The sequence below is a fragment of the Rhizobium sp. PAMB 3174 genome (assembly GCF_052908375.1).
This window is the reverse complement of sequence record NZ_CM128608.1, coordinates 2,357,477-2,375,430: the sequence shown is the minus strand read 5'-3', so window position 1 is coordinate 2,375,430 and position 17,954 is coordinate 2,357,477. Positions and strand designations below refer to the sequence as shown.

General features: G+C 63.3%; 20 protein-coding genes. 8 read left to right on the top strand and 12 right to left on the bottom strand.

All coding sequences use genetic code 11. The features are described from left to right. Positions 1-43 precede the first annotated feature (43 nt). Together ACU5AY_RS11390 and ACU5AY_RS11385 are read right to left on the bottom strand one after the other, a co-directional pair. Positions 44-1,039, bottom strand: a complete 996-nt coding sequence (locus tag ACU5AY_RS11390; protein WP_446828997.1) for a glycosyltransferase family 2 protein — start codon at positions 1,037-1,039, stop codon at positions 44-46. 175 nt (positions 1,040-1,214) lie between these two features. Continuing rightward, complete coding sequence (locus ACU5AY_RS11385) at positions 1,215-2,756, bottom strand: ArnT family glycosyltransferase (protein ID WP_446826293.1); 1,542 nt, start codon at positions 2,754-2,756, stop codon at positions 1,215-1,217. A 109-nt stretch (positions 2,757-2,865) separates the two neighbouring features. On the opposite strand from ACU5AY_RS11385, the gene ACU5AY_RS11380 reads away from it, so the two are divergent. Continuing rightward, positions 2,866-3,837, top strand: a complete 972-nt coding sequence (locus ACU5AY_RS11380; RefSeq protein WP_446828996.1) for a lysylphosphatidylglycerol synthase domain-containing protein — start codon at positions 2,866-2,868, stop codon at positions 3,835-3,837. Positions 3,838-3,955: 118 nt separating this feature from the next. Continuing rightward, a complete protein-coding gene (locus tag ACU5AY_RS11375) occupies positions 3,956-5,227 on the top strand; it encodes a serine hydrolase (protein WP_446826292.1) in 1,272 nt (423 codons plus the stop codon). Between the two features lie 43 nt (positions 5,228-5,270). Here ACU5AY_RS11375 and ACU5AY_RS11370 read toward each other — a convergent pair whose 3' ends face one another. Beyond that, complete coding sequence (locus ACU5AY_RS11370; RefSeq protein ID WP_446826291.1) at positions 5,271-6,752, bottom strand: multicopper oxidase family protein; 1,482 nt, start codon at positions 6,750-6,752, stop codon at positions 5,271-5,273. A 112-nt stretch (positions 6,753-6,864) separates the two neighbouring features. Further along, complete coding sequence (locus ACU5AY_RS11365; RefSeq protein ID WP_446824814.1) at positions 6,865-7,188, bottom strand: hypothetical protein; 324 nt, start codon at positions 7,186-7,188, stop codon at positions 6,865-6,867. A 241-nt stretch (positions 7,189-7,429) separates the two neighbouring features. On the opposite strand from ACU5AY_RS11365, the gene gfa reads away from it, so the two are divergent. Beyond that, positions 7,430-8,002 carry an S-(hydroxymethyl)glutathione synthase gene (gene gfa / locus ACU5AY_RS11360; protein ID WP_446826290.1) on the top strand — a complete coding sequence of 191 codons (573 nt, stop codon included), beginning with the start codon at positions 7,430-7,432 and terminating at the stop codon, positions 8,000-8,002. Positions 8,003-8,013: 11 nt separating this feature from the next. Here the strand turns inward: gfa and ACU5AY_RS11355 are convergent, their stop codons facing one another. The 3 genes from ACU5AY_RS11355 to ACU5AY_RS11345 all read right to left on the bottom strand — a co-directional run bounded on the left by ACU5AY_RS11355 (position 8,014) and on the right by ACU5AY_RS11345 (position 10,711). Then, positions 8,014-8,958: a zinc-dependent alcohol dehydrogenase family protein gene (locus tag ACU5AY_RS11355; RefSeq protein ID WP_446826289.1), complete on the bottom strand. Its 945-nt coding sequence runs from the start codon at positions 8,956-8,958 to the stop codon at positions 8,014-8,016. Positions 8,959-8,968: 10 nt separating this feature from the next. Beyond that, entirely contained in the window at positions 8,969-10,468 is a 1,500-nt protein-coding gene (locus ACU5AY_RS11350) for an AMP nucleosidase (protein ID WP_446826288.1), read from the bottom strand. 72 nt (positions 10,469-10,540) lie between these two features. Beyond that, on the bottom strand, positions 10,541-10,711 hold the full coding sequence (locus ACU5AY_RS11345; RefSeq protein WP_446826287.1) for a hypothetical protein: 171 nt from the start codon (positions 10,709-10,711) through the stop codon (positions 10,541-10,543). Between the two features lie 254 nt (positions 10,712-10,965). On the opposite strand from ACU5AY_RS11345, the gene ACU5AY_RS11340 reads away from it, so the two are divergent. Next, positions 10,966-11,544, top strand: a complete 579-nt coding sequence (locus ACU5AY_RS11340; RefSeq protein ID WP_446826286.1) for a TetR/AcrR family transcriptional regulator — start codon at positions 10,966-10,968, stop codon at positions 11,542-11,544. 44 nt (positions 11,545-11,588) lie between these two features. Next, on the top strand, positions 11,589-11,879 hold the full coding sequence (locus ACU5AY_RS11335) for a YciI family protein (protein WP_446826285.1): 291 nt from the start codon (positions 11,589-11,591) through the stop codon (positions 11,877-11,879). Positions 11,880-11,966: 87 nt separating this feature from the next. Here ACU5AY_RS11335 and ACU5AY_RS11330 read toward each other — a convergent pair whose 3' ends face one another. Next, positions 11,967-12,308 carry a DUF2147 domain-containing protein gene (locus ACU5AY_RS11330; RefSeq protein ID WP_446826284.1) on the bottom strand — a complete coding sequence of 114 codons (342 nt, stop codon included), beginning with the start codon at positions 12,306-12,308 and terminating at the stop codon, positions 11,967-11,969. Between the two features lie 517 nt (positions 12,309-12,825). Between ACU5AY_RS11330 and ACU5AY_RS11325 the strand changes: the two genes are divergently transcribed. From ACU5AY_RS11325 to ACU5AY_RS11315, 3 genes are all read left to right on the top strand, one after another. After that, complete coding sequence (locus ACU5AY_RS11325; RefSeq protein ID WP_446824808.1) at positions 12,826-13,092, top strand: sel1 repeat family protein; 267 nt, start codon at positions 12,826-12,828, stop codon at positions 13,090-13,092. Between the two features lie 501 nt (positions 13,093-13,593). Beyond that, entirely contained in the window at positions 13,594-14,583 is a 990-nt protein-coding gene (locus ACU5AY_RS11320) for a hypothetical protein (protein ID WP_446826283.1), read from the top strand. Between the two features lie 524 nt (positions 14,584-15,107). Continuing rightward, positions 15,108-15,584, top strand: a complete 477-nt coding sequence (locus ACU5AY_RS11315) for an HXXEE domain-containing protein (protein ID WP_446826282.1) — start codon at positions 15,108-15,110, stop codon at positions 15,582-15,584. Positions 15,585-15,696: 112 nt separating this feature from the next. Here ACU5AY_RS11315 and ACU5AY_RS11310 read toward each other — a convergent pair whose 3' ends face one another. The 4 genes from ACU5AY_RS11310 to ACU5AY_RS11295 all read right to left on the bottom strand — a co-directional run bounded on the left by ACU5AY_RS11310 (position 15,697) and on the right by ACU5AY_RS11295 (position 17,948). Then, a complete protein-coding gene (locus ACU5AY_RS11310; RefSeq protein ID WP_446826281.1) occupies positions 15,697-16,296 on the bottom strand; it encodes an ATP-dependent Clp protease proteolytic subunit in 600 nt (199 codons plus the stop codon). A 52-nt stretch (positions 16,297-16,348) separates the two neighbouring features. After that, positions 16,349-16,705, bottom strand: coding sequence for an SRPBCC family protein (locus ACU5AY_RS11305; RefSeq protein ID WP_446826280.1), 357 nt, complete (start codon positions 16,703-16,705; stop codon positions 16,349-16,351). Next, complete coding sequence (locus ACU5AY_RS11300) at positions 16,702-17,016, bottom strand: ArsR/SmtB family transcription factor (protein ID WP_446826279.1); 315 nt, start codon at positions 17,014-17,016, stop codon at positions 16,702-16,704. Before ACU5AY_RS11300 ends, ACU5AY_RS11305 begins: the two co-directional genes overlap by 4 nt. 80 nt (positions 17,017-17,096) lie before the next feature. Then, the gene (locus ACU5AY_RS11295) at positions 17,097-17,948 is read right to left on the bottom strand and encodes a LysR substrate-binding domain-containing protein (protein ID WP_446826278.1); all 852 of its coding nucleotides are present in this window, start codon (positions 17,946-17,948) and stop codon (positions 17,097-17,099) included. Between the last annotated feature and the right edge of the window lie 6 nt (positions 17,949-17,954).

Here is a 17,954-nt window from a genome sequence, read left to right as displayed (position 1 = left end):
CCCGTCCGGTCGTTGCGTCTCCGCTGCCCGCAATGGACGCAGCTTACGCATGGCCATCCTTCTTGAACACGGTCCTGACGATGTAGTTCGGCTTCTCGATGCTGCCGAAGGACGTGCGGGTGATGAGCTCGGCGAGAATGCCGGTGGTGATGAACTGCACCGACGACAGGACGCCGACGACGCCGACGGTCAGGAGCGGACGCGTGCCGATGTCTTCGCCGAAGGCGAATTTCTGGATGAAGAGCCAGAGGAAGATGAGGGCGCTGAGTGCGCCGACGGCCAGCCCGATCGAGCCGAAGAAATGGCCCGGCCGCGCCTTGTAGCGCATGAAGAACAGCACCGACAGCAGGTCGAGGATGACGCGGAAGGTCCGCGAGATGCCGTACTTCGAGACACCGTGCTGGCGGGCATGGTGGGTGACCGGCATTTCGCCGATGCGCGAGGAGGGCACGACGGCGGCGACCCAGGCCGGGATGAAGCGGTGCATTTCACCGATCAGGCGCACCTGCTTGATCACCGAGGCGCGGTAGATCTTCAGAGAGCAGCCATAGTCGTGCAGGCGCACGCCGGTGATCTTGCCGATCAGGTAGTTGGCGCATTTCGACGGGATCTTGCGCAGCACCAGCGCGTCCTGGCGGTTCTGGCGCCAGCCCTGCAGGAGGTCGAGTTCGCGATCCTCTAGCGCCTGAACCATGGTCGGAATGTCGTGCGGGTCGTTCTGCAGGTCACCGTCGAGCGTGGCGATCAGCCGGCCGGTGGCCGCATCGATGCCGGCCTGCATGGCGGCGGTCTGGCCGAAATTGCGCTGCAGCTCGACGATTTTCAGGTCGAGGCCGTCGCGGTCGAGGAACTTGCGCGCGCCGGCAAGCGTCGCATCGGCGCTGCCGTCGTCGACGATGATCAGCTCCCAGCTCTTCGGAAATGCCTTCATAGCGTCGGTGACACGCTCGATCAGCGGCGCAATGCTTTCCTGCTCGTTGAACACCGGAATGACGACGGACAGGTCTATGCCGCTCTCCAATGCGGTTTGCACGGGCATGGGTTCAATGGACGCGGACAAATTCATCACTCCGGAAAATTGCTCTTGAAGGCCGGCCTTGCCGGCGCTTCCTGTTATATCAAGCCGCATGGGAGGGCAACCGCGACGCAATGTTGCAAGTGGCGAGGCCCACGGAGTGTTGCCCGTCGGCCATCCCCGGGCTGTGCCTGGTCTTCTAGTTGTCCGGATAGATGACGGTATAGGCGAACTGATAGACGTCGCCGGGCCGCCCGTAGATATAGGGGAGCTTGACGACGCGCGTCTGAGCCGCTGCCGGCGAAATGCCCTTCGCTGTCAGCCAGTCCTTCAGGTCGTCCGGGAAAGGCGGCGGCGTCCGGCCCTTGCTTTGCCGCCAGACGAGCACGATCGGATGCTCGGCAGTCCAGTCATAGGCCGGCTGGTATTGCGGATAGGAAAGCGCGATGGCGGGCACGCCGGGCCTCTGGAAATGCAGGTTTCCACTCAAGTGCGTTTCCGACGACACATAGACGGCCGGCGTCCCGGCCTGCTTTTCGATGTCGTCGGCGAGGGCCGCAAACGGCGTGTTGATGTATTCGTACTTGCCGTTGACGTGGACGGTCGCGAGCAGCCCGACCAGCAGCAGCGGAATTAGGACCATCAGACCAGCGGCGATGATCCTGAAACGGTGGCGCCCGAGCTCCAGCGGCGCACCGGAACGGTCGAGCCGCAGGCAGAGATAGAGCGGGAAGGTGACGAGATAGGGCGCCAGCCATCGGTCGCGGATGCTGTCGACGCCGCCGAACACGACCATCAGGATGAGCCCGATGATGACGAAGGCCGTCGTGCGCTCGAAGAAACGGACCCACGGATCGCGTGCGGCCAACGCCGCCCGCAGGTTCTCCCGGAAGGCTAAGGCGAAGCAGACGGCGGTCAGCGCGCAAAACCCTATGACGGCGACGGCAAGCGAGCCGAGCCCCCAGAACACGGTTGCCGCATAGCTCGTGTCGTCGGTCACCATTTTCTTCAGCGCCGTTCCAGTGGCGCGGCCCATATGGTCGAAGAACCAGAGCCCGTGCGGCAGGACGATGGCTGCGGCGACCAGTGCGGTCAGCGCAAGGCGGATGTCCAGCACATGCCGGCGCATGTGGCGGTCGAGAAGCAGGGCAAGGCAGGCGGCGACCGGCAGCAGGACGAAATTGTACTTCGACAAGGCCCCGAGACCGATCGCGACGCCCGTCAGGGCATAGTTGAAGGCGGAAGGATATTTGACCGTGCGGATCAGCGCATAGGCAAACAGGGTGGCCGAGAAGAAGACCGCGACGGTATGCGTCAGGTCCCGCTGCGACTCGAAGGCAAGCTGCGGGATCGTCAGCAGGCCGAGCGTCGCGGTGATCGCCATCTTGCGGTTGTCGAGGATCAGTCCGGCCGTCTTCCAGAAGACGAAATAGGTGCCAAACAGCACGAGGTTCTTCAAAAGCGCCAGCGAGACGAGCGACACGCCGAAGAGATGCACGGCGCCGTATTGCAGCCAGTTGTAAAGCGGCGGCTGCCCGTCATAGCCGACGGCGAGGAACTGCGAGACGAAGATCTGCTGCGCCTCGTCGTGCTGCAGCGTGTCGGGCATCCACAGCCGCAGCAGCGTCTGGCCGACGAAATAGCAGGCGAGAATGACGGGAAACAGCAGTTCGCCGCCGGTCTTTCCGGCGTTGTCGCTATCGGCGGACGGGGGCCGCGGGGATGTCGTGGGAGCGGGCAAATCCGGTACTCCGGGGCTGGTCTTTTGGCTGGCGCTGCCGGGGGCTTCTGTTATATCAAGCGGCATTCGAGAGCAACCGCGACGGAAAGCAGCATTGGAAACGAACGAGATGAATGGGGCGACGGAAAAGAGCCTGTTCGCCCGCCTGCGCATGCCGCTGTTCACATTGGCCGTTGTGCTCGCCTATGCCGCTTTCATCGAATGGTTCTGGGGCTGGTCGGTCATCATCGCCGGCTGGCAGCATGCAGGTATTTCGGTCGTCATCATCGCCATGGTGCTGCTGACCGCGACCTACATCATCCGCGCCTGGCGGATGCACGATTATTTCCCGCGCCAGACGAAGGGTCGTTTCCTGGCGCTCTTTCGCGTCACGCAGGTCCATAATCTCCTGAACATCATGATGCCGTTCCGCACCGGCGAGACGAGCTTTCCGCTGCTGATGCGCTCGGAATTCGGCATTCCGCTGGCGCGCGGCACCTCGGCGCTTCTGGTTCTCCGCCTTCTCGACCTGCATGCGTTGCTGGTCGCAGCCGGCATCGGTCTGGCGCTGGAGTCGGACAAGCCGGTTCTCGCCTGGGGGCTCTGGGCCATCGTCCTCGTCGCGCCGCTCATTCTCTTCGCCCTGAAGCGGCCGATCATCGGCTTCACCCGCCGCGTCCTGCCGCAAAAGCTCGAGGCGCTGATCGAGGAGGTCGACGCCGGTACGCCGGCGACCATGGCCGCCTTCATCCGCGCCTGGGCCTTCACCGTCGTCAACTGGTCGACCAAGGTCGTCGTGCTCGCCTGGGTGCTGGCGCTGATGGGCGTCGCGCCGATTGCCGCTGCCTTCGGCGGTGCTTTGGGCGGGGAATTGTCGTCGGTCCTGCCCGTGCATGCGCCGGGCGGCATCGGCACCTATCCGGCCGGCATTGCCGCCGGTGCGGCCGCACTCGGGGCGGATGCCTCCGATGTGCTGGGTACGCTCGCAAAGGCGGCGATCAACGTGCATCTGCTGGTGGTCGTTTCGGCTTTGGCGGGGACGGCGCTTTCCCTCGTCTTGCCCGACAGCGGCAAATCGCGCTATACCGATGACCGGCGTTAAGTTTTCGCTAACCATAAGCGAATTGCTTAAAATTTTATGAATGCCGCTGTTGTCGAATGCGTTTATAACGGCATTCGCTGTCACGTGGGCGGCTGACGACGAACAAGCGGGTACATTCATGCAAAGAGAAAAGGCTTTTAAGGGCCTGTCTTCCTTTTTGATCTCGGCGATACTTCTGTTCTTCACCGCCTCCTTTGCAACAGCCGGCAATGCCTATCTGGTACTGGACGCCAAGAGCGGAAAAATTCTCGCCGCCCAGAATGCCGACGTCATCAATCATCCCGCTTCACTGACGAAGATGATGACGCTCTACATGACCTTCGAGGCGATGCACAAAGGCCGCCTCGGCTGGAATTCGCGTATCGTCATGTCGCCGACGGCCGCCGCAAAAATTCCGACGAAGCTCGGCGCGAAGGCAGGGGAGACGATCACCGTGCGCGAAGCCGTGCAGGGCATGATCGTGGTGTCTGCCAATGATGCCGCTGCCGCCATGGCCGAGGCGCTTGCGGGGTCCGAGGAGGCCTTCGCCGCCCGGATGACCGCCAGGGCGCGCGATCTCGGCATGCGCTCTACCGTCTTCACCAACGCCTCCGGCCTGCCCGACGACCGGCAGATCACCACGGCCCGCGACATGTCGATCCTGGCGGTCGCGCTGATGAATGACTACCCGAAGGAATACAAGCTCTTCGCGCTCGACCGCATGGAGTTTCGCGGCAAGGTGCGCGGCGGCCACAACCGCCTCATGTACCGCTATGACGGCATGGATGGCATCAAGACCGGTTACACCAATGCGTCCGGCTACAACATCGTCACTGCGGTCAAGAAGGGCAGCCGCCGGGTAATCGGCGTCGTCATGGGCGGACGCACGGCCAAGGCCCGTGATGCGCAGATGGCCGAGCTGCTTGACCGCTATGTGCCGAAGGCCCGCTCGCGCTGGTCGAACACGCTGATCGCCGCCCGCGAAGCCGGCGGGGCGACCTATGCCACGGCATCCGTTGCAGACGACAACCTGCCGACGCCGCTGCTCCGGCCGGCGCCGTCCGCACTCGCCTTCGCCACCGCGAGTGAGCCGAGCGTGCCGCCGCAGCTGGCGCCCGATGCCGCCGCCCAGCCCGCACCTGCGGCCGCTGCCGCGCCGCAGGGTTGGAAGGTGCAGATCGCCGCCGCCCCGACGCAAGAGGCGGCCATCGATCTGCTCGCCAAGGCGCAGCCGACGCTGTCCGCCAATTTCAGCGGCGTCACCTATTACACCGAGAGCGTCGCCACGATGGCCGGCGTTCTCTACCGCGCCCGGTTCGCCGGTTTCGGCAGCCGCGATGCGGCGGCATCCGCCTGCGAGGCGCTGAAGGCCCGCTCGTTCACCTGCATGCTGGTTCCCGACAACGGCTGAGCCGGCCTGTTTTGGCCGGCCCGACCGCTGTCCGCTCTCTCGGTCAGCCGATGCCCTCGTAGTGGACATAGGTCATCATGCCGTTCACCATGTGGTAGAGATGATGGCAATGCAGCGGCCAGACGCCGGCATTGTCGGTATCGAAGGCGATTTTCGCGGTGACCATGGGCGGCATGATCAGCGTGTCGCGGAGCGCGCCGGAAAGCGGCCTTCCATCCAGTTCGACCACCTGGAAATGATGGCCGTGCAGATGGATCGGATGCGCCATCATTGTCATGTTGCGCAGGCCGATCTCGACCCTTTCCCCGCGCCGGACCTTCATCGGATCGCCCTCGATCCCCCAGCGATAGCCGTTCATCATCGAACCCGTCAGGTCGAGGTTGAACTGCCGGGCAGCGGCGTTGCCTGCAAGCGGGCGCGAGGCCCGAAGCCGCGTTTCCAGCGACAGTCCGACGGCCGGGCCGGCTTCGTCGGCGAGGGGGGGCGTCTTGCCGATCGTGGCGTTCGCCGAGGCAAGCACGATGCCCGTTCTTTCCCGGGCGCCTTCGCGCTGGGCGATGATCGGGAATGCGCCACCATCCGCCGGTATCTGCAGGCGGATATCGATCCGCTGGCCCATGGAGATCGGGAAGGCGCGATCCTCGACCGGTTCGACCGGCTGGCCGTCGACGGCGATGACCGTGCCGGCAAGCGGACCGGTCGACAGGGTGAAGGCCGTCGAGGCGGCGGCATTGATGATCCTCAGCCTGACGCGTCCGCCCTTGTCGACCCGAACGACCTCTGGATCGTCCAGCGTCCGGTCATTGGCGAGGTAGGCGTCGTATTCGATGTCGTTGAAATCCATCATGGCCATCCCCGGCATGCCGGACATGCTGGACATGCCGCCGCCCATGGAGTGGCCCATCTGCGAGTGGTCCATCCCACCCATCGACATCCCACCCATGGACATGCCGCCGCCATGATCGGAATCTCCACCGGAAAGGCGCGCCAGCAGCTCCTCGGCCGGCGTGAAGGAGAAATCGTGCAGCAGGATGACGACCTCCTGCTCGTCGGCAGACCGGTCCTCCGCCGTATGGACGATCAGCGGTGCGGCGAGCAGGTTCTGCTCCTGCAGCGTATGGGCGTGCATCCAGTGGGTGCCGCCGGAGGCAAGCGCGAAGGCGTAATGGCGCGTTTCGCCCGGTTCCAGCATCGCGGCGGGATTGCCCGGTACGCCGTCCTGCTGCCATGGCGGCGTGAGGCCGTGCCAGTGAACGAGCGTCTGCTCGTCGATCGCGCTTTCGAGATCGACGTCGAAGCCGTCTTCCCTGTTGATGACGAGCCCCGGCTTTCCGTCGGCGCCGACAAGGCTGAAGACCTTGGCGGCCCGGCCGTTGACCTCCAGTGTGCGGCTGCCGATCAGCAGTCTTTGGCGGGAGGCCGAGGCCGGCGCTTCCGTCGCGGCATTGGCGAAGCGGGTGAAGGATGACGCGGCAAGCGCGGTGGTGGCAGCGAGCGCGGTGCGCAAGAAGTCTCTGCGATCCATGATGAGATCCTCTGATATGTGCCGGATGCTCCGGCATGACCGATGTCCCGCACGTCAGTGCGTGCGGGTCGTGAATAACCGGCCTGCAGTGCAGGCGGTCAGCATCGGAAGATCAGAGGCGGGGCGGTTCGAGGTCGGGAGGCGCGCGCTGGCCGACCAGCGTCCTCATGGCGTCCGCAACGTAGACGGGCCGGGTGATGTCGAAGACGACGGGCGCCTCGACCGTGCCGATCGATACGGGCAACTGGCTGCAGGCGCCGACACAGGCGAGCTTTTGGGCCGGTACGATATCGCCGTGGCACGGCTTCGCCTCATCCATCTGCATGGACTGATGCATCATGTGGTGAGGTGCGGCCATAGCGTCCGGCGTGCTCAGGCACAAGACGGCAATGAAGCCGGCCAGCGGCGCGAATGCGATCATGATGGCCAGCATCATGGAGAGGCTGCGCCTGTGACCGGACCGGGAAAACCGAGCAATTGCCATCAGGAAAACCGAACGTTTCGTTGCCCATGAATATGCGCGTGCGCCGCGTGATGTTCAATAGCCATCACGCAATATTGACGGTGGCGGCACTGAGTGCGGGTCATGCTGCACTGCTCGTTGAAACCGGTCCGGCGCTGTGAAAGACTTCCTCCCGCACTAAAGCTGAATGCCTGACAATGTGGGAGGAATTCACATGGGCGGAATGGCTTTGCATCCCTCTATCGACAATGGAATATCAAAGGGCAGCGGCAGCTTTGCCGGCGGCACGCTGTCCTGCGGCTGCACCGACAGGACGGTGCGGCTGAAGATCAAGGGCGACGTTGCCCACAACCATGCCTGCGGCTGCACCAAGTGCTGGAAGCCGGACGGTGCCATGTTCTCGGTGGTGGCCGTCGTGCCGAGCGACAATGTCGAGGTCGTCGAAAACGGCGACAAGCTCGCCGTGGTCGATCCCTCCGCGCTGATCCAGCGGCACGCCTGCAAGGTCTGCAGCGTCCACATGTACGGTCCGGTCGAACGCGACCACGCCTTCAAGGGTCTGTCCTTCATCCATCCGGAGCGCTTTGCCGAAAAGGGCTGGTCGGCGCCGGGCTTTGCCGCCTTCGTCTCCTCGGTCATCGAATCGGGCGTCAGTCCGAAGAAGATGGACGCCGTGCGCGCCCGGCTGAAGGAACTGGGCCTGGAACCCTATGACTGCCTCAACCCGCCGCTGATGGACTACCTCGCCACCTTCGCCGCCAAGAAGGCCGGGACCTACGTCGAGTAGCACCGGTCTCCTCAGCGCATCAGCAACAGGGGCTTTTCCTGCCGGCACGCCGTCCGGAAGAACGCCAGGGCTGACTGCCAGTCGGCAAGGGGAAAGCTCCGGGTCGGTGGCGTCGTCGTCCTGCGCAGAAGCGGCCAGATCTCGTCAAACAATCCGTGCCATCCGTCCGTCGACAGGCGGGCGAGATGGTCGCGGACATGGAAGCGTTGCAGCGCCGGGCCGGATGCGCCCGGCGTCACCGGACGTTCCGACAGCAGTCCATAGCCGACAAAGGCGGAGTCTTGCGGCATGGCGGCCATGATGCCGTTCGCCAGCGAACCGCCGACGGCATCGAAGACGACATCGGCGCGGGATGCCGCTGACCGGATCGCTTCCGCATCCGTGTCAGCGAGAACGTCAACGCCGAGCGCCCGCAGCCGATCATCATGTATGCGAGATCTGCAGATGCCGGTGACCGTGTTCGCGCCGGCCGCAAGCGCCCATTGTGCCAGCAGCGCGGCGCAGCTCGAGCCCGCTGCCGTCAGCAGGATGCGCCGACCTGCAACAGGCCAGCCTTTCAGCATCAGGAGTGCCGCGACCGGATTGATGTAGGCGCGGGCCGCGATCGTATCGTCGATGTCGTCCGGCACCGGAACCGCGAGCGCCGCGTCGCAATCAACGAATGACGCCCATGTGCCGCCGCTCCGCAACGGCAGGACGCGGCGGCCGAGCCAGCCTCCTGAAACGTTGCCTGCCGCGATGACTGTCCCGACACCCTCATAGCCTGCGATCAGCGGCGGGCGGACGCGATGCCCGTAGGCGCCGGTGATCGGGATGAGGTCGGACGGATTGACAGGCGCCGCATGCATGGCGACGCGCAGCACGCCGGGTGCCAGTGGACCCGGCTCATGGGCCTCAAGAGTGAGAACCTCTTCCGGCGCGCCGAAGCGCCGGTACCAGAGGGCGTCGCCGTCCATGCCGCAGGCCTTACTGGAACGCCGTCTCGAAGAAGCTTCTGAGCTTGCGTGAATGCAGCCGTTCCGGCGGCATGGCGCCAAGCTTTTCCAGCGCGGCGATGCCGATCTTCAAGTGCTGGCTGACCTGCGTCTTGTAGAAGGCGGTCGCCATGCCCGGCAGCTTCAGCTCGCCATGCAGCGGCTTGTCGGACACGCAGAGCAGGGTGCCGTAGGGCACGCGGAAGCGGAAGCCATTGGCGGCGATCGTCGCGGATTCCATGTCGAGCGCGATCGCCCGCGACTGCGACAGCCGCTTGACCGGGCCGGCCTGGTCTCGCAGTTCCCAGTTGCGGTTGTCGATGGTGGCGACCGTGCCGGTGCGCATGATGCGCTTCAGCTCGAAGCCTTCGTAGCCGGTCACCTCCTCCACCGCCTCTTCCAGCGCCAGCTGCACTTCGGCGAGCGCCGGGATCGGCACCCAGACCGGCAGGTCGTCGTCGAGCACGTGATCCTCGCGCACATAGGCATGCGCCAGCACATAGTCGCCGAGCCGCTGCGAGTTCCTGAGGCCAGCGCAATGGCCGAGCATCAGCCAGGCATGCGGGCGAAGCACGGCGATATGGTCGGTGATCGTCTTGGCGTTGGAGGGGCCGACGCCGATATTGACCATGGTGATGCCGGCATGGCCCTTTTTCTTCAGGTGATAGGTCGGCATCTGCGGCAGTCGTCCGGGCGGGCTACCCTCGCTCGGCTCGCTCTGGCCGGGCAGGGTTACGACATTGCCGGGCTCGACGAAGGCGGCGTAGCCCCCGCCGCCATCGGCCATCAGCTTGCGCGCCATGGCGCAGAACTCGTCCATGTAGAACTGGTAGTTGGTGAAGAGGACGAAGTTCTGGAAATGCTTCGGGCTGGTCGCCGTGTAATGCGCCAGCCGGGCCAGCGAATAGTCGATGCGCTGGGCGGTGAACGGCGCGAGCGGCAGCGGCTCGCCCGGCGCCGGCTCGTATTCGCCGTTGGCGATCAGGTCGTCGGTGGTGTTGAGGTCGGGCGTATCGAAGATGTCGCGCAACAGGATGTCGGCCATGGCCGGCGTCGCTTCCACATAGCTGTCCTCGCCAAAGGCGAAGTGCAGCGGGATCGGCGTCGCCGATTCCGAGATCGTCACCGGCACGCCGTGGTTCTTCATCAGCAGGCCGAGCTGCTGCTTCAGGTAATAACGAAACAGCTCCGGCCGGGTGACGGTGGTGGTGTAGACGCCGGGTGCCGTCACGTGGCCGTAGGAGAGGCGCGAATCCACATGGCCGAAGCTCGTCGTCTCGATCGACACCTGCGGATAGCAGGCGCGGAAGCGGCCCTGCAGCACGCCGCTTTCGGCGAGCGCGGCGAACGCGCCGGTCAGGAAGCGGGTGTTGCGTTCGTAAAGCTCGGAGAGCCTTTCGACGGCCTCCGCCGGATCATCGACGGTCAAGGGCTCGAACGGCGGGGGCGTCAGAATATGGGAGACGGACATGGGAGAGATTCGCTTGTTCATGCGCCATTATAGATTGGCCTTGGTGACAAGCAAACGGCAGCCGGCGGCTGCCGTCGAAATTTCGTTTCGGATTTAGCGGATGACCGGCCGGCAGCCGATATCGTCGCTGAAGATGCAGGAGACCGAGGTTCCCGCCTGGTGGACATAGCCGCGGCGGGATGTGCCTTCGACAGCCATCGACATCAGCATCGCGAAGATCGCTGCGATAAGTCCGATAATCGTCATGCGTCGTGCCAGGATCATTGTTCGCCCCTTTGAAGTGTGTTGACGCAGTTACAATGACCGAACCCGTCTGAATGACGCCTGAGACCGGCATTCATCTGGAATTCAGCTTCCTTAACACCCTTGCAAGGCAGGGAAAGGAGAGAATGGCACCGGAATGGGACAATTTTTGGGGACGAAGGAAAACGGGGCGCCAGAGACGTGGATGTTGACAGATTAGGGCGATCGTCCTAATTATTTGGTCAATTGTCCTAATTGGCAATCTGCGAGGCAACATGAAGGATACCCGGATCAATATCGTCGAGGAGGCCGACCGGCTTTTCTACGAAAGGGGTTTCGAGCACACCTCGTTTGCCGACATCGCCGAAGCCGTCGGCATTTCGCGGGGCAACTTCTATTATCACTTTCGCACCAAGGACGAGATTCTGGAGGCGGTGATCGCCCGCCGGCTCGCCTCGACCCGCGAGATGCTCGACCGCTGGCAGGTCGACGGCGCGAGCCCCGAGGAGCGGATCCGCAGCTTCATCCACATCCTGATCGCCAACCAGGCGAAGATCATGCTCTACGGCTGCCCGGTCGGCACCTTGTGCGGCGAACTCGCCAAGCTCGCCCATCCGGCGCGCGAGGAGGCGAACGGCCTGTTCGATCTGTTCCGCACCTGGCTTGCCCGGCAGTTCTCCGAAATCGGGCTTGCCGGCAGGGCCGATGCGCTCGCGATGCATCTCCTGGCGCGCAGCCAGGGCGTGGCCGCACTCGCCAACGCGTTTCACGACGAGGTCTTCATCCGCAAGGAAGTGGATGAGATGTGCGCCTGGCTGGCTGAACAATCCACGGCCGCGCGGGCGGCAATTTGAGGAAGACGGCGCGTGCCGCCGGTCAGGAAACAGGAGAAGACGCGATGTTTGTCGTTCAGCTGAAATTTGCTCGCGCGAAGGCGCGGGCGCCGGAATTCATGGAAGGACACAAGGACTGGATCAGGCAGGGGTTTGAAGACGGCGTCTTCCTGATGGTCGGCAGCCTGCAGCCGAACGCCGGCGGCGCGGTCATTGCCCACGACATTGCGCGCGAAGCGCTGGAGCGGAGGGTCGCCGCCGACCCCTTCGTGAAGGAGGGCGTGGTCGAGGCGGAGATCGTCGAGATCAGCCCGGCGCGCACCGATGCGCGCCTGTCATTCCTGATGGCGTCGTGATCGCAGCCCGGTTCTGCGCCCGAACCGCATAAGAAAGGCGGCAGGCCGATGGGCCCGCCGCCTTTTGCAGGGATCAGATTTTCGGGATCAGAGCCGCGTCCAGGTCTGCGACTTGCAGAGGATCTTCAGCACGCACCCCTTCATCTTCAAGGCCGCGCCGGAGACGGTGCCGTAGCCGGTATAGGTCTTGTCGTCCTTCGGGTCGGTGATCTGGCCGGAATAGTCCGCGCCGCTGCCGCTCATCTTGCCGATGCGCTTGCCGGCGAACTCGCCGGTCTTCAGCGTCACGCAGAACGCCCCGCCGCACGAGCTGATCTCGGCGGTTTCGCCGCTCGCCGTCTTCCACTTGCCTTCGATCGGTTCGCCCGCATGGGCCGTGGCCGAGGCGAGCGCAATGGCTGCCGCAGCCAGAAGTGTCTTGAATGCCATGGATCCTCCAATCCCGTTTCACCGCCGGGCACGTCCGGCCGGTGCTTCTCTCCTCCAGGGAACAGGCCGGCGCCAAACCCGCATGTTCCGACACTGAAATTATCTTACCAACACGTAAAGGTAAATAGGCAATTCGGCCGGATTTCCTGGCCGCGACAACGCCATTTGCCGCGAGCGCTTCTGTGCCAATTCGTGCCTTGGTTATTAAAGGGTTGAGGGGCGCGCGTGAAATTTTCGTAAAATTCGAGGCAAAGTCGAATGAATTCAAGCACTCGCATGGTTAACGGAAATCGCCGTTTACCGCCTGTTTGGATTTTGTTTGCGGGCCATTAATCATGCAGCTTAAGCGCCTGTTGAAAGCCGTCGGCGATAGTTGGCTCATCAAACGAGCGGGGAAAACCCGGCCGGTCCTGACCGGTTCCGCGAAGGAAAGACAAAGCGGAGCCTCTCGGGCATGCCTCTCAAAAAACAGGGGCAAGACATGGCAACTGAGACAGGCAAAACAGGAACTTGACCAATGGCACGCTTTGAAATCAATCCGGTTGAAATGGCCACGATGGGTGGCGAAACCAAGGCCGACGTCTTCTGCGAAATGGGCCTCATGTATGCAACGGGCCGCGGCTGCGGCATCGACCTCGTCGCCGCCCACAAATGGCTCAACATCGCCGCCATCAAGGGCTGCGAACGCGCCGCCGAACTGCGCCAGGACGTCGCCGCGACGATGTCCAAGCTCGAGCTCGCCGAAGCGCTCCGCGCCGCCCGCGAATGGATGACGATGCACTAATTCAAAGGCTTGGGGCCCTTCGCTGAATCAACTCGCGAGGGCCTTGAATCGAATTCTCCGCCGCAAGCCGGCGGGAAAACCTCGACAAGAGGGGGACAGGCGGGGCCTTTTGGACGGGGCAGACGCCACTTGAGAAAACCGCGACCGGCAGGAACAAGGCCGGCGCGGTATTTTGTTTTGGGGGGGAGGGAGATGCTAAGGGGCCGGGAGCAGAATGGCAGGTTTCCTAATCCCATTCGGCAAATCCGACACTGATCGTTACAAGCCACTTAATAACCAACGGAATAGAACTGCCACTTGGCCACATCTATTTCGTCTTCTGCATCAAGAGCTATCTGGTATATTGAATCAAACGTGTAGCACGACTAAAATAATTCAATGAATCGCAGCCGAGATGATTTCAGCGCCAAAACGCGCAGCGATTTAGCCCTTAGGGCTAGCCACATGTGCTCGAAATGCAAGCGCTCGACATCTGGCCCTAGCGATGAAAGTCCAAGCGCAGTGACCAATATCGGTATTGCTGCGCATATTTCCGCTGCGGCATCGGGACAGGGCGCACGTCGCTATGATCCAAACATGACCTCCGAAGAGCGGAGACACATCAGTAATGGAATTTGGCTTTGTGCGAGCTGTAGCGTGCTAATTGATCGGGACGAAGAGCGTTTCACAGTAGCAGAGCTGAGGCGTATTCGTGACGAGCATGAAGCGTCGCGTCGTATAGACGGGGACAACGAGATCGACCGCTCGGATGTCATTGCCATCGGGCGTCATATCATCACCGCCGGCGACATCCTGAGTACAGGGCGTGAAGGGTTCAAAGTGCGCTTGCTTCATTTCGTGCAGGGGTCAGGCAGAGACCTCATGCGTTTTGCTAACGAATTCCAACAAACTGACGTTGGCGATCGGTACGTTCTTCTCAATGAGCTTGGTTATGGTGGTTTGCTAGCTGACACGCCGAGCGTGTCTCGCCAAGGCATCCATTACGAGCTTGAGTTCACGTTCTCAGATCGAACACCTCGACGTAATGCGACACATAACATCGTCAGCATGTGCGTCGAGACAGGCCGATGGATCGAAGGCATGGACGCGCTCGTCCAAAACTTTGAACAGACGCTTGGCATAGCGCGGGGAGAGTGGTTTGCCGATTTGGGGTTGGGCAGCCACCTAGCTGACCTGTACTGGCGCTATCATGGCTCGCCTTGGTTCGAGCCACTGGCTATGAACGAGATTGTACGTCTGGCTTCTATCCCGAAAAGTAACCGCCTCACAGGTGCGGACGCTACTCCGTTCTTGTGCGTCAATAGGGTGAACCGCGTCTCCGTCCCTTCGTTTGAGCTTGAGGAGCAGAAGCTACAAATTGAGGTTGATTTCGAGGTTGAAGGAGTAGGTGACTGGTCTGGTACTCTTTCAGTCTTTATCGCGACACCTGAACAGCTCGTGGAGGGTAGGAAGCGCGCGGCCCAATACGCCGCAAATATCAGGCGAATGTAGGCGGAGCAGTTGCCGCCACACGCCAAGCTATATTTTGCTTTTTTGACCTCTGACTATGGACATGCCGAACGGCAGCTTTCAGGCTCCGCGCGAAATACCCTGAACTTCCAAATCGAAGGCGCGAACCAGCCGGTTCCCCATCCCCCTCAATCTTCCCGCACCCTCATGATCCAAACGTTCCCCCCGGAGTCCCAGCGCCCCCTCGACAGCCATAAGTCGCTCGCGGACCATGCCGGCGTCGAACTCTTCGTCGCTGCCCCGGCCATGTCTGATCTGAAAGGCCGATGCCATCCGGCGTGGCAGAAGCGTTGAAAGGGGAGGCGGGGCTTACCGGGGCCGGGGCTGCTGTTCACGCGCCAACTCGGCAAGCGTCGGAATTCCCTGCGAAAACACCCGCGTTATTCACGAAGCGTGAAGCGCATTGACCGTCGTTCACGAATGGGGGCTGCAGACTGCGTAAGCGGGTTTGATGCCCTGGGGATCGCGGTGTTTGACGGGCTTCAATCAACAATGGAGACCTGAACATGAACGCCGACATACTCCCTTATCTGCCGCTCGCCGCTTGCTTTTTCCATCTGATCGAGGAGTTCGCATGGCCCGGCGGCTTCGGGCGGTGGTACGCCGAATATCGCCCGGAAATCGCAAAAAGCCTGACGGTCGCTTTTCTCGTGCGCATCAATGCGGTCATGGTCGCCGTCGCAATATGGATCGCGTGGCGCGGCACGACGGCTGAAGGCTACCTCTCGGCCTGGGTTGTCCTCGCCGCAATCCTGATGAGCAACGCATTCTTTCACCTGCGGGCGGTCTGGATCATGCGGCGCTATTCTCCGGGCGTGGTGACCGGAACGCTTCTATATCTCCCGCTCTATTTTGCCGGCGTGCCCGTCCTCGTCAGCCACGGCATGGCGACCACGACACAGGTCGTCTTCTCAACCGCGCTTGGCCTTTGCTATCCGCTCTGGTCGCTCACAAACCATCGCCGGCGGGCCCGGGCAGGCTGAAAGGGGGCTGTCTTTCGGTTGTTTGACAGTTTGCAACGAGAGAGGGCTTCCGGTCTTCGGGTCCGGAGACCGCCGATCTCCGGATCGGTGTGCGACGCAGCCGATCGAAGCCTCAATCCTCCCGCACCCTCAAGATCCGGTCGATCAGCCCCCATTCCAGCGCTTCCTCGGCGGTCATGAAGCGGTCGCGGTCCATGCCGGCTTCGAACTCGTCGTAGCTGCGCCTGCAGTGTTCGGAATAGAGCCGCGTCATGCGGTGCTTGGTGCGGCGGATTTCCTCGGCGTGGATCAGCATGTCTGAGGCCTGGCCCTGGAAGCCGCCCAAGGGTTGGTGGATATGGATGCTGGCATTCGGCAGCGCCGCGCGCTCGCCCGCTTCGCCGGCCATCAGCAGGAAGGAGCCCATGGAGCGGGCCGTGCCCATGCAGAGCGTGTGCACCGGCGCGCGGATATATTGCATCGTGTCGTACATGGCGAGCCCGCTGGTCACCACACCGCCCGGCGAATTGATATAGAGGTGGATCGGCCGCTTCGGGTTTTCGGATTCGAGCAGCAGCAACTGCGCACAGACCAGCGCCGCGACGGCGTCGTTGACCTCGCCGTTTAAAAAGATGATCCGCTCGCGCAGCAGACGGGAATAGATGTCGAACGACCGCTCGCCGCGGCTCGATTGTTCGACGACCATGGGGACGAGTTGCATCGCTTCGCGCATCGGCGAACTCCAATCATGTCTGGTGTTGCGAAGGGTTGGGGGCTTAGGCCCGTCAGGCGGCGAGCATCAGCATCGGCCCGTCATCGTTGGCCGCCGCCCGCCTGAGCCGTTCCAGGCTCTCGGCCGTCAGCTGCTGGACGATCTGCAGTGAGGTGCCGCCGGCGGGGTCGGGCGTGATGCGGAAGGTGACGTCGCTTTCGAGGAAGGGCGGGGCGCTGTCGCGCAGCCGGTAGCGCACCTCGCGGCCGGGCACGATAGTCGTGCCGTCGTCCCCGGACAGCGCACCGTCCGGCAGCCAGCGCCGGCGGAACTCCGCCAGGCTGATGGCGCGCCAGACCTTTTCTGGCGGCGCGTCGAGCGCGTAGTCGAGGCGGAGGGGCGCGGTCTTGTCTGTCGTGGCGTCCATCATTGGTCCATGTCCTTCAGGAGATCTTTCAGCGCATCGATGCGGGCGGGCCAGTAGGCCCGGTATCTTGAAAGCCATTGCGCGATCGCCGCCAGCCCGTCCGGATCTACCTCGTAATGGACGAAGCGGCCCTGCCGCTCCTCGCGCACGAGGCCCGCGTCGCGCAGGGCGGCGAGATGCTGCGACATCGCCGGCTGGCTGATTGTCATGCCCTCGCGCAGCGCGCTGGCATTCTGCCGGCCGGCGGCCAGCTTCTCGAAAATCGTGCGGCGGGTCGGGTCGGCGAGCGCCCGGAAGATATCGTTCTCGATCATGCATAATACATAAGTCAATACTTATTCGATTCGCAAGAGGCAATGCGGGATTTTTTGATGTCCGCCGCGCCGGGCCGCCGTTAGAGCGCGGCGTCGGCACGCTGGCAGATGGCCTCCGCCATCTCGTCGCCAAGCCGGTTGTGGGAGCCCGTGCTGCGGACGAGGGCGATTTCCACCGCATCGAGCGCCGGCAGGCCGTCGGCCTCGGTCAGCTGCGCGACGCTTGGCGGTGCCGACATGCGCGCCACGCTGGCCACCGCCAGCCCGGCCTCGACGACCGTCAGCAGCGCCGACTGGCTGACATTCTCATAGGCCGCGCGAAACGGGATGTTGCTGCGCGTCAGCGCCGCCAGCACCACGTGCCGCGCCTGGCTGCCGGGCTCGAACAGGGCGACGGGGAGCGGCCGTCTCTCCAGCGCCACGCGGTCGTGCGAGGCGATCCAGATCATCGGCTCGCGCCGCAAAAGCTGTCCCTCGACGCCGCGCGAGCGGGTGACGACGGCCAGATCGATCTCGCCGTTTCGAACCTGCGGAACGAGCACCGTCGACTGCGCGCAGACGACCTTGATCTCCACCTTGGGGAAGGAAAGGCTGAAGCGCCTGAGCACCGGCGGCAGGATGTTGGCGACGTAGTCTTCCGGCGCGCCGATGCGGATTGATCCCGCCACGTCCGGCTTGCGGAAGGCCTCCACCGCCTCGTCATGCAACCGGAGAATGCGCCGGGCATGCGCCTCCATCTGCTCGCCGGCCCGCGTCAGCGCCAGGTTGCGGGTGTCGCGGACAAAGAGCAGCGTGCCCACCTCCGCCTCCAGCCGGGCGATCTGGCTGGAGATCGTCGCCGGCGAGCGGTTCACCCTTTGCGCCGCACGGGCAAAGCTCATCGTGTCGACGCAGGCGACGAAGGTGCGGAGCAGGACATGGTCGAGCTGCATGATTGC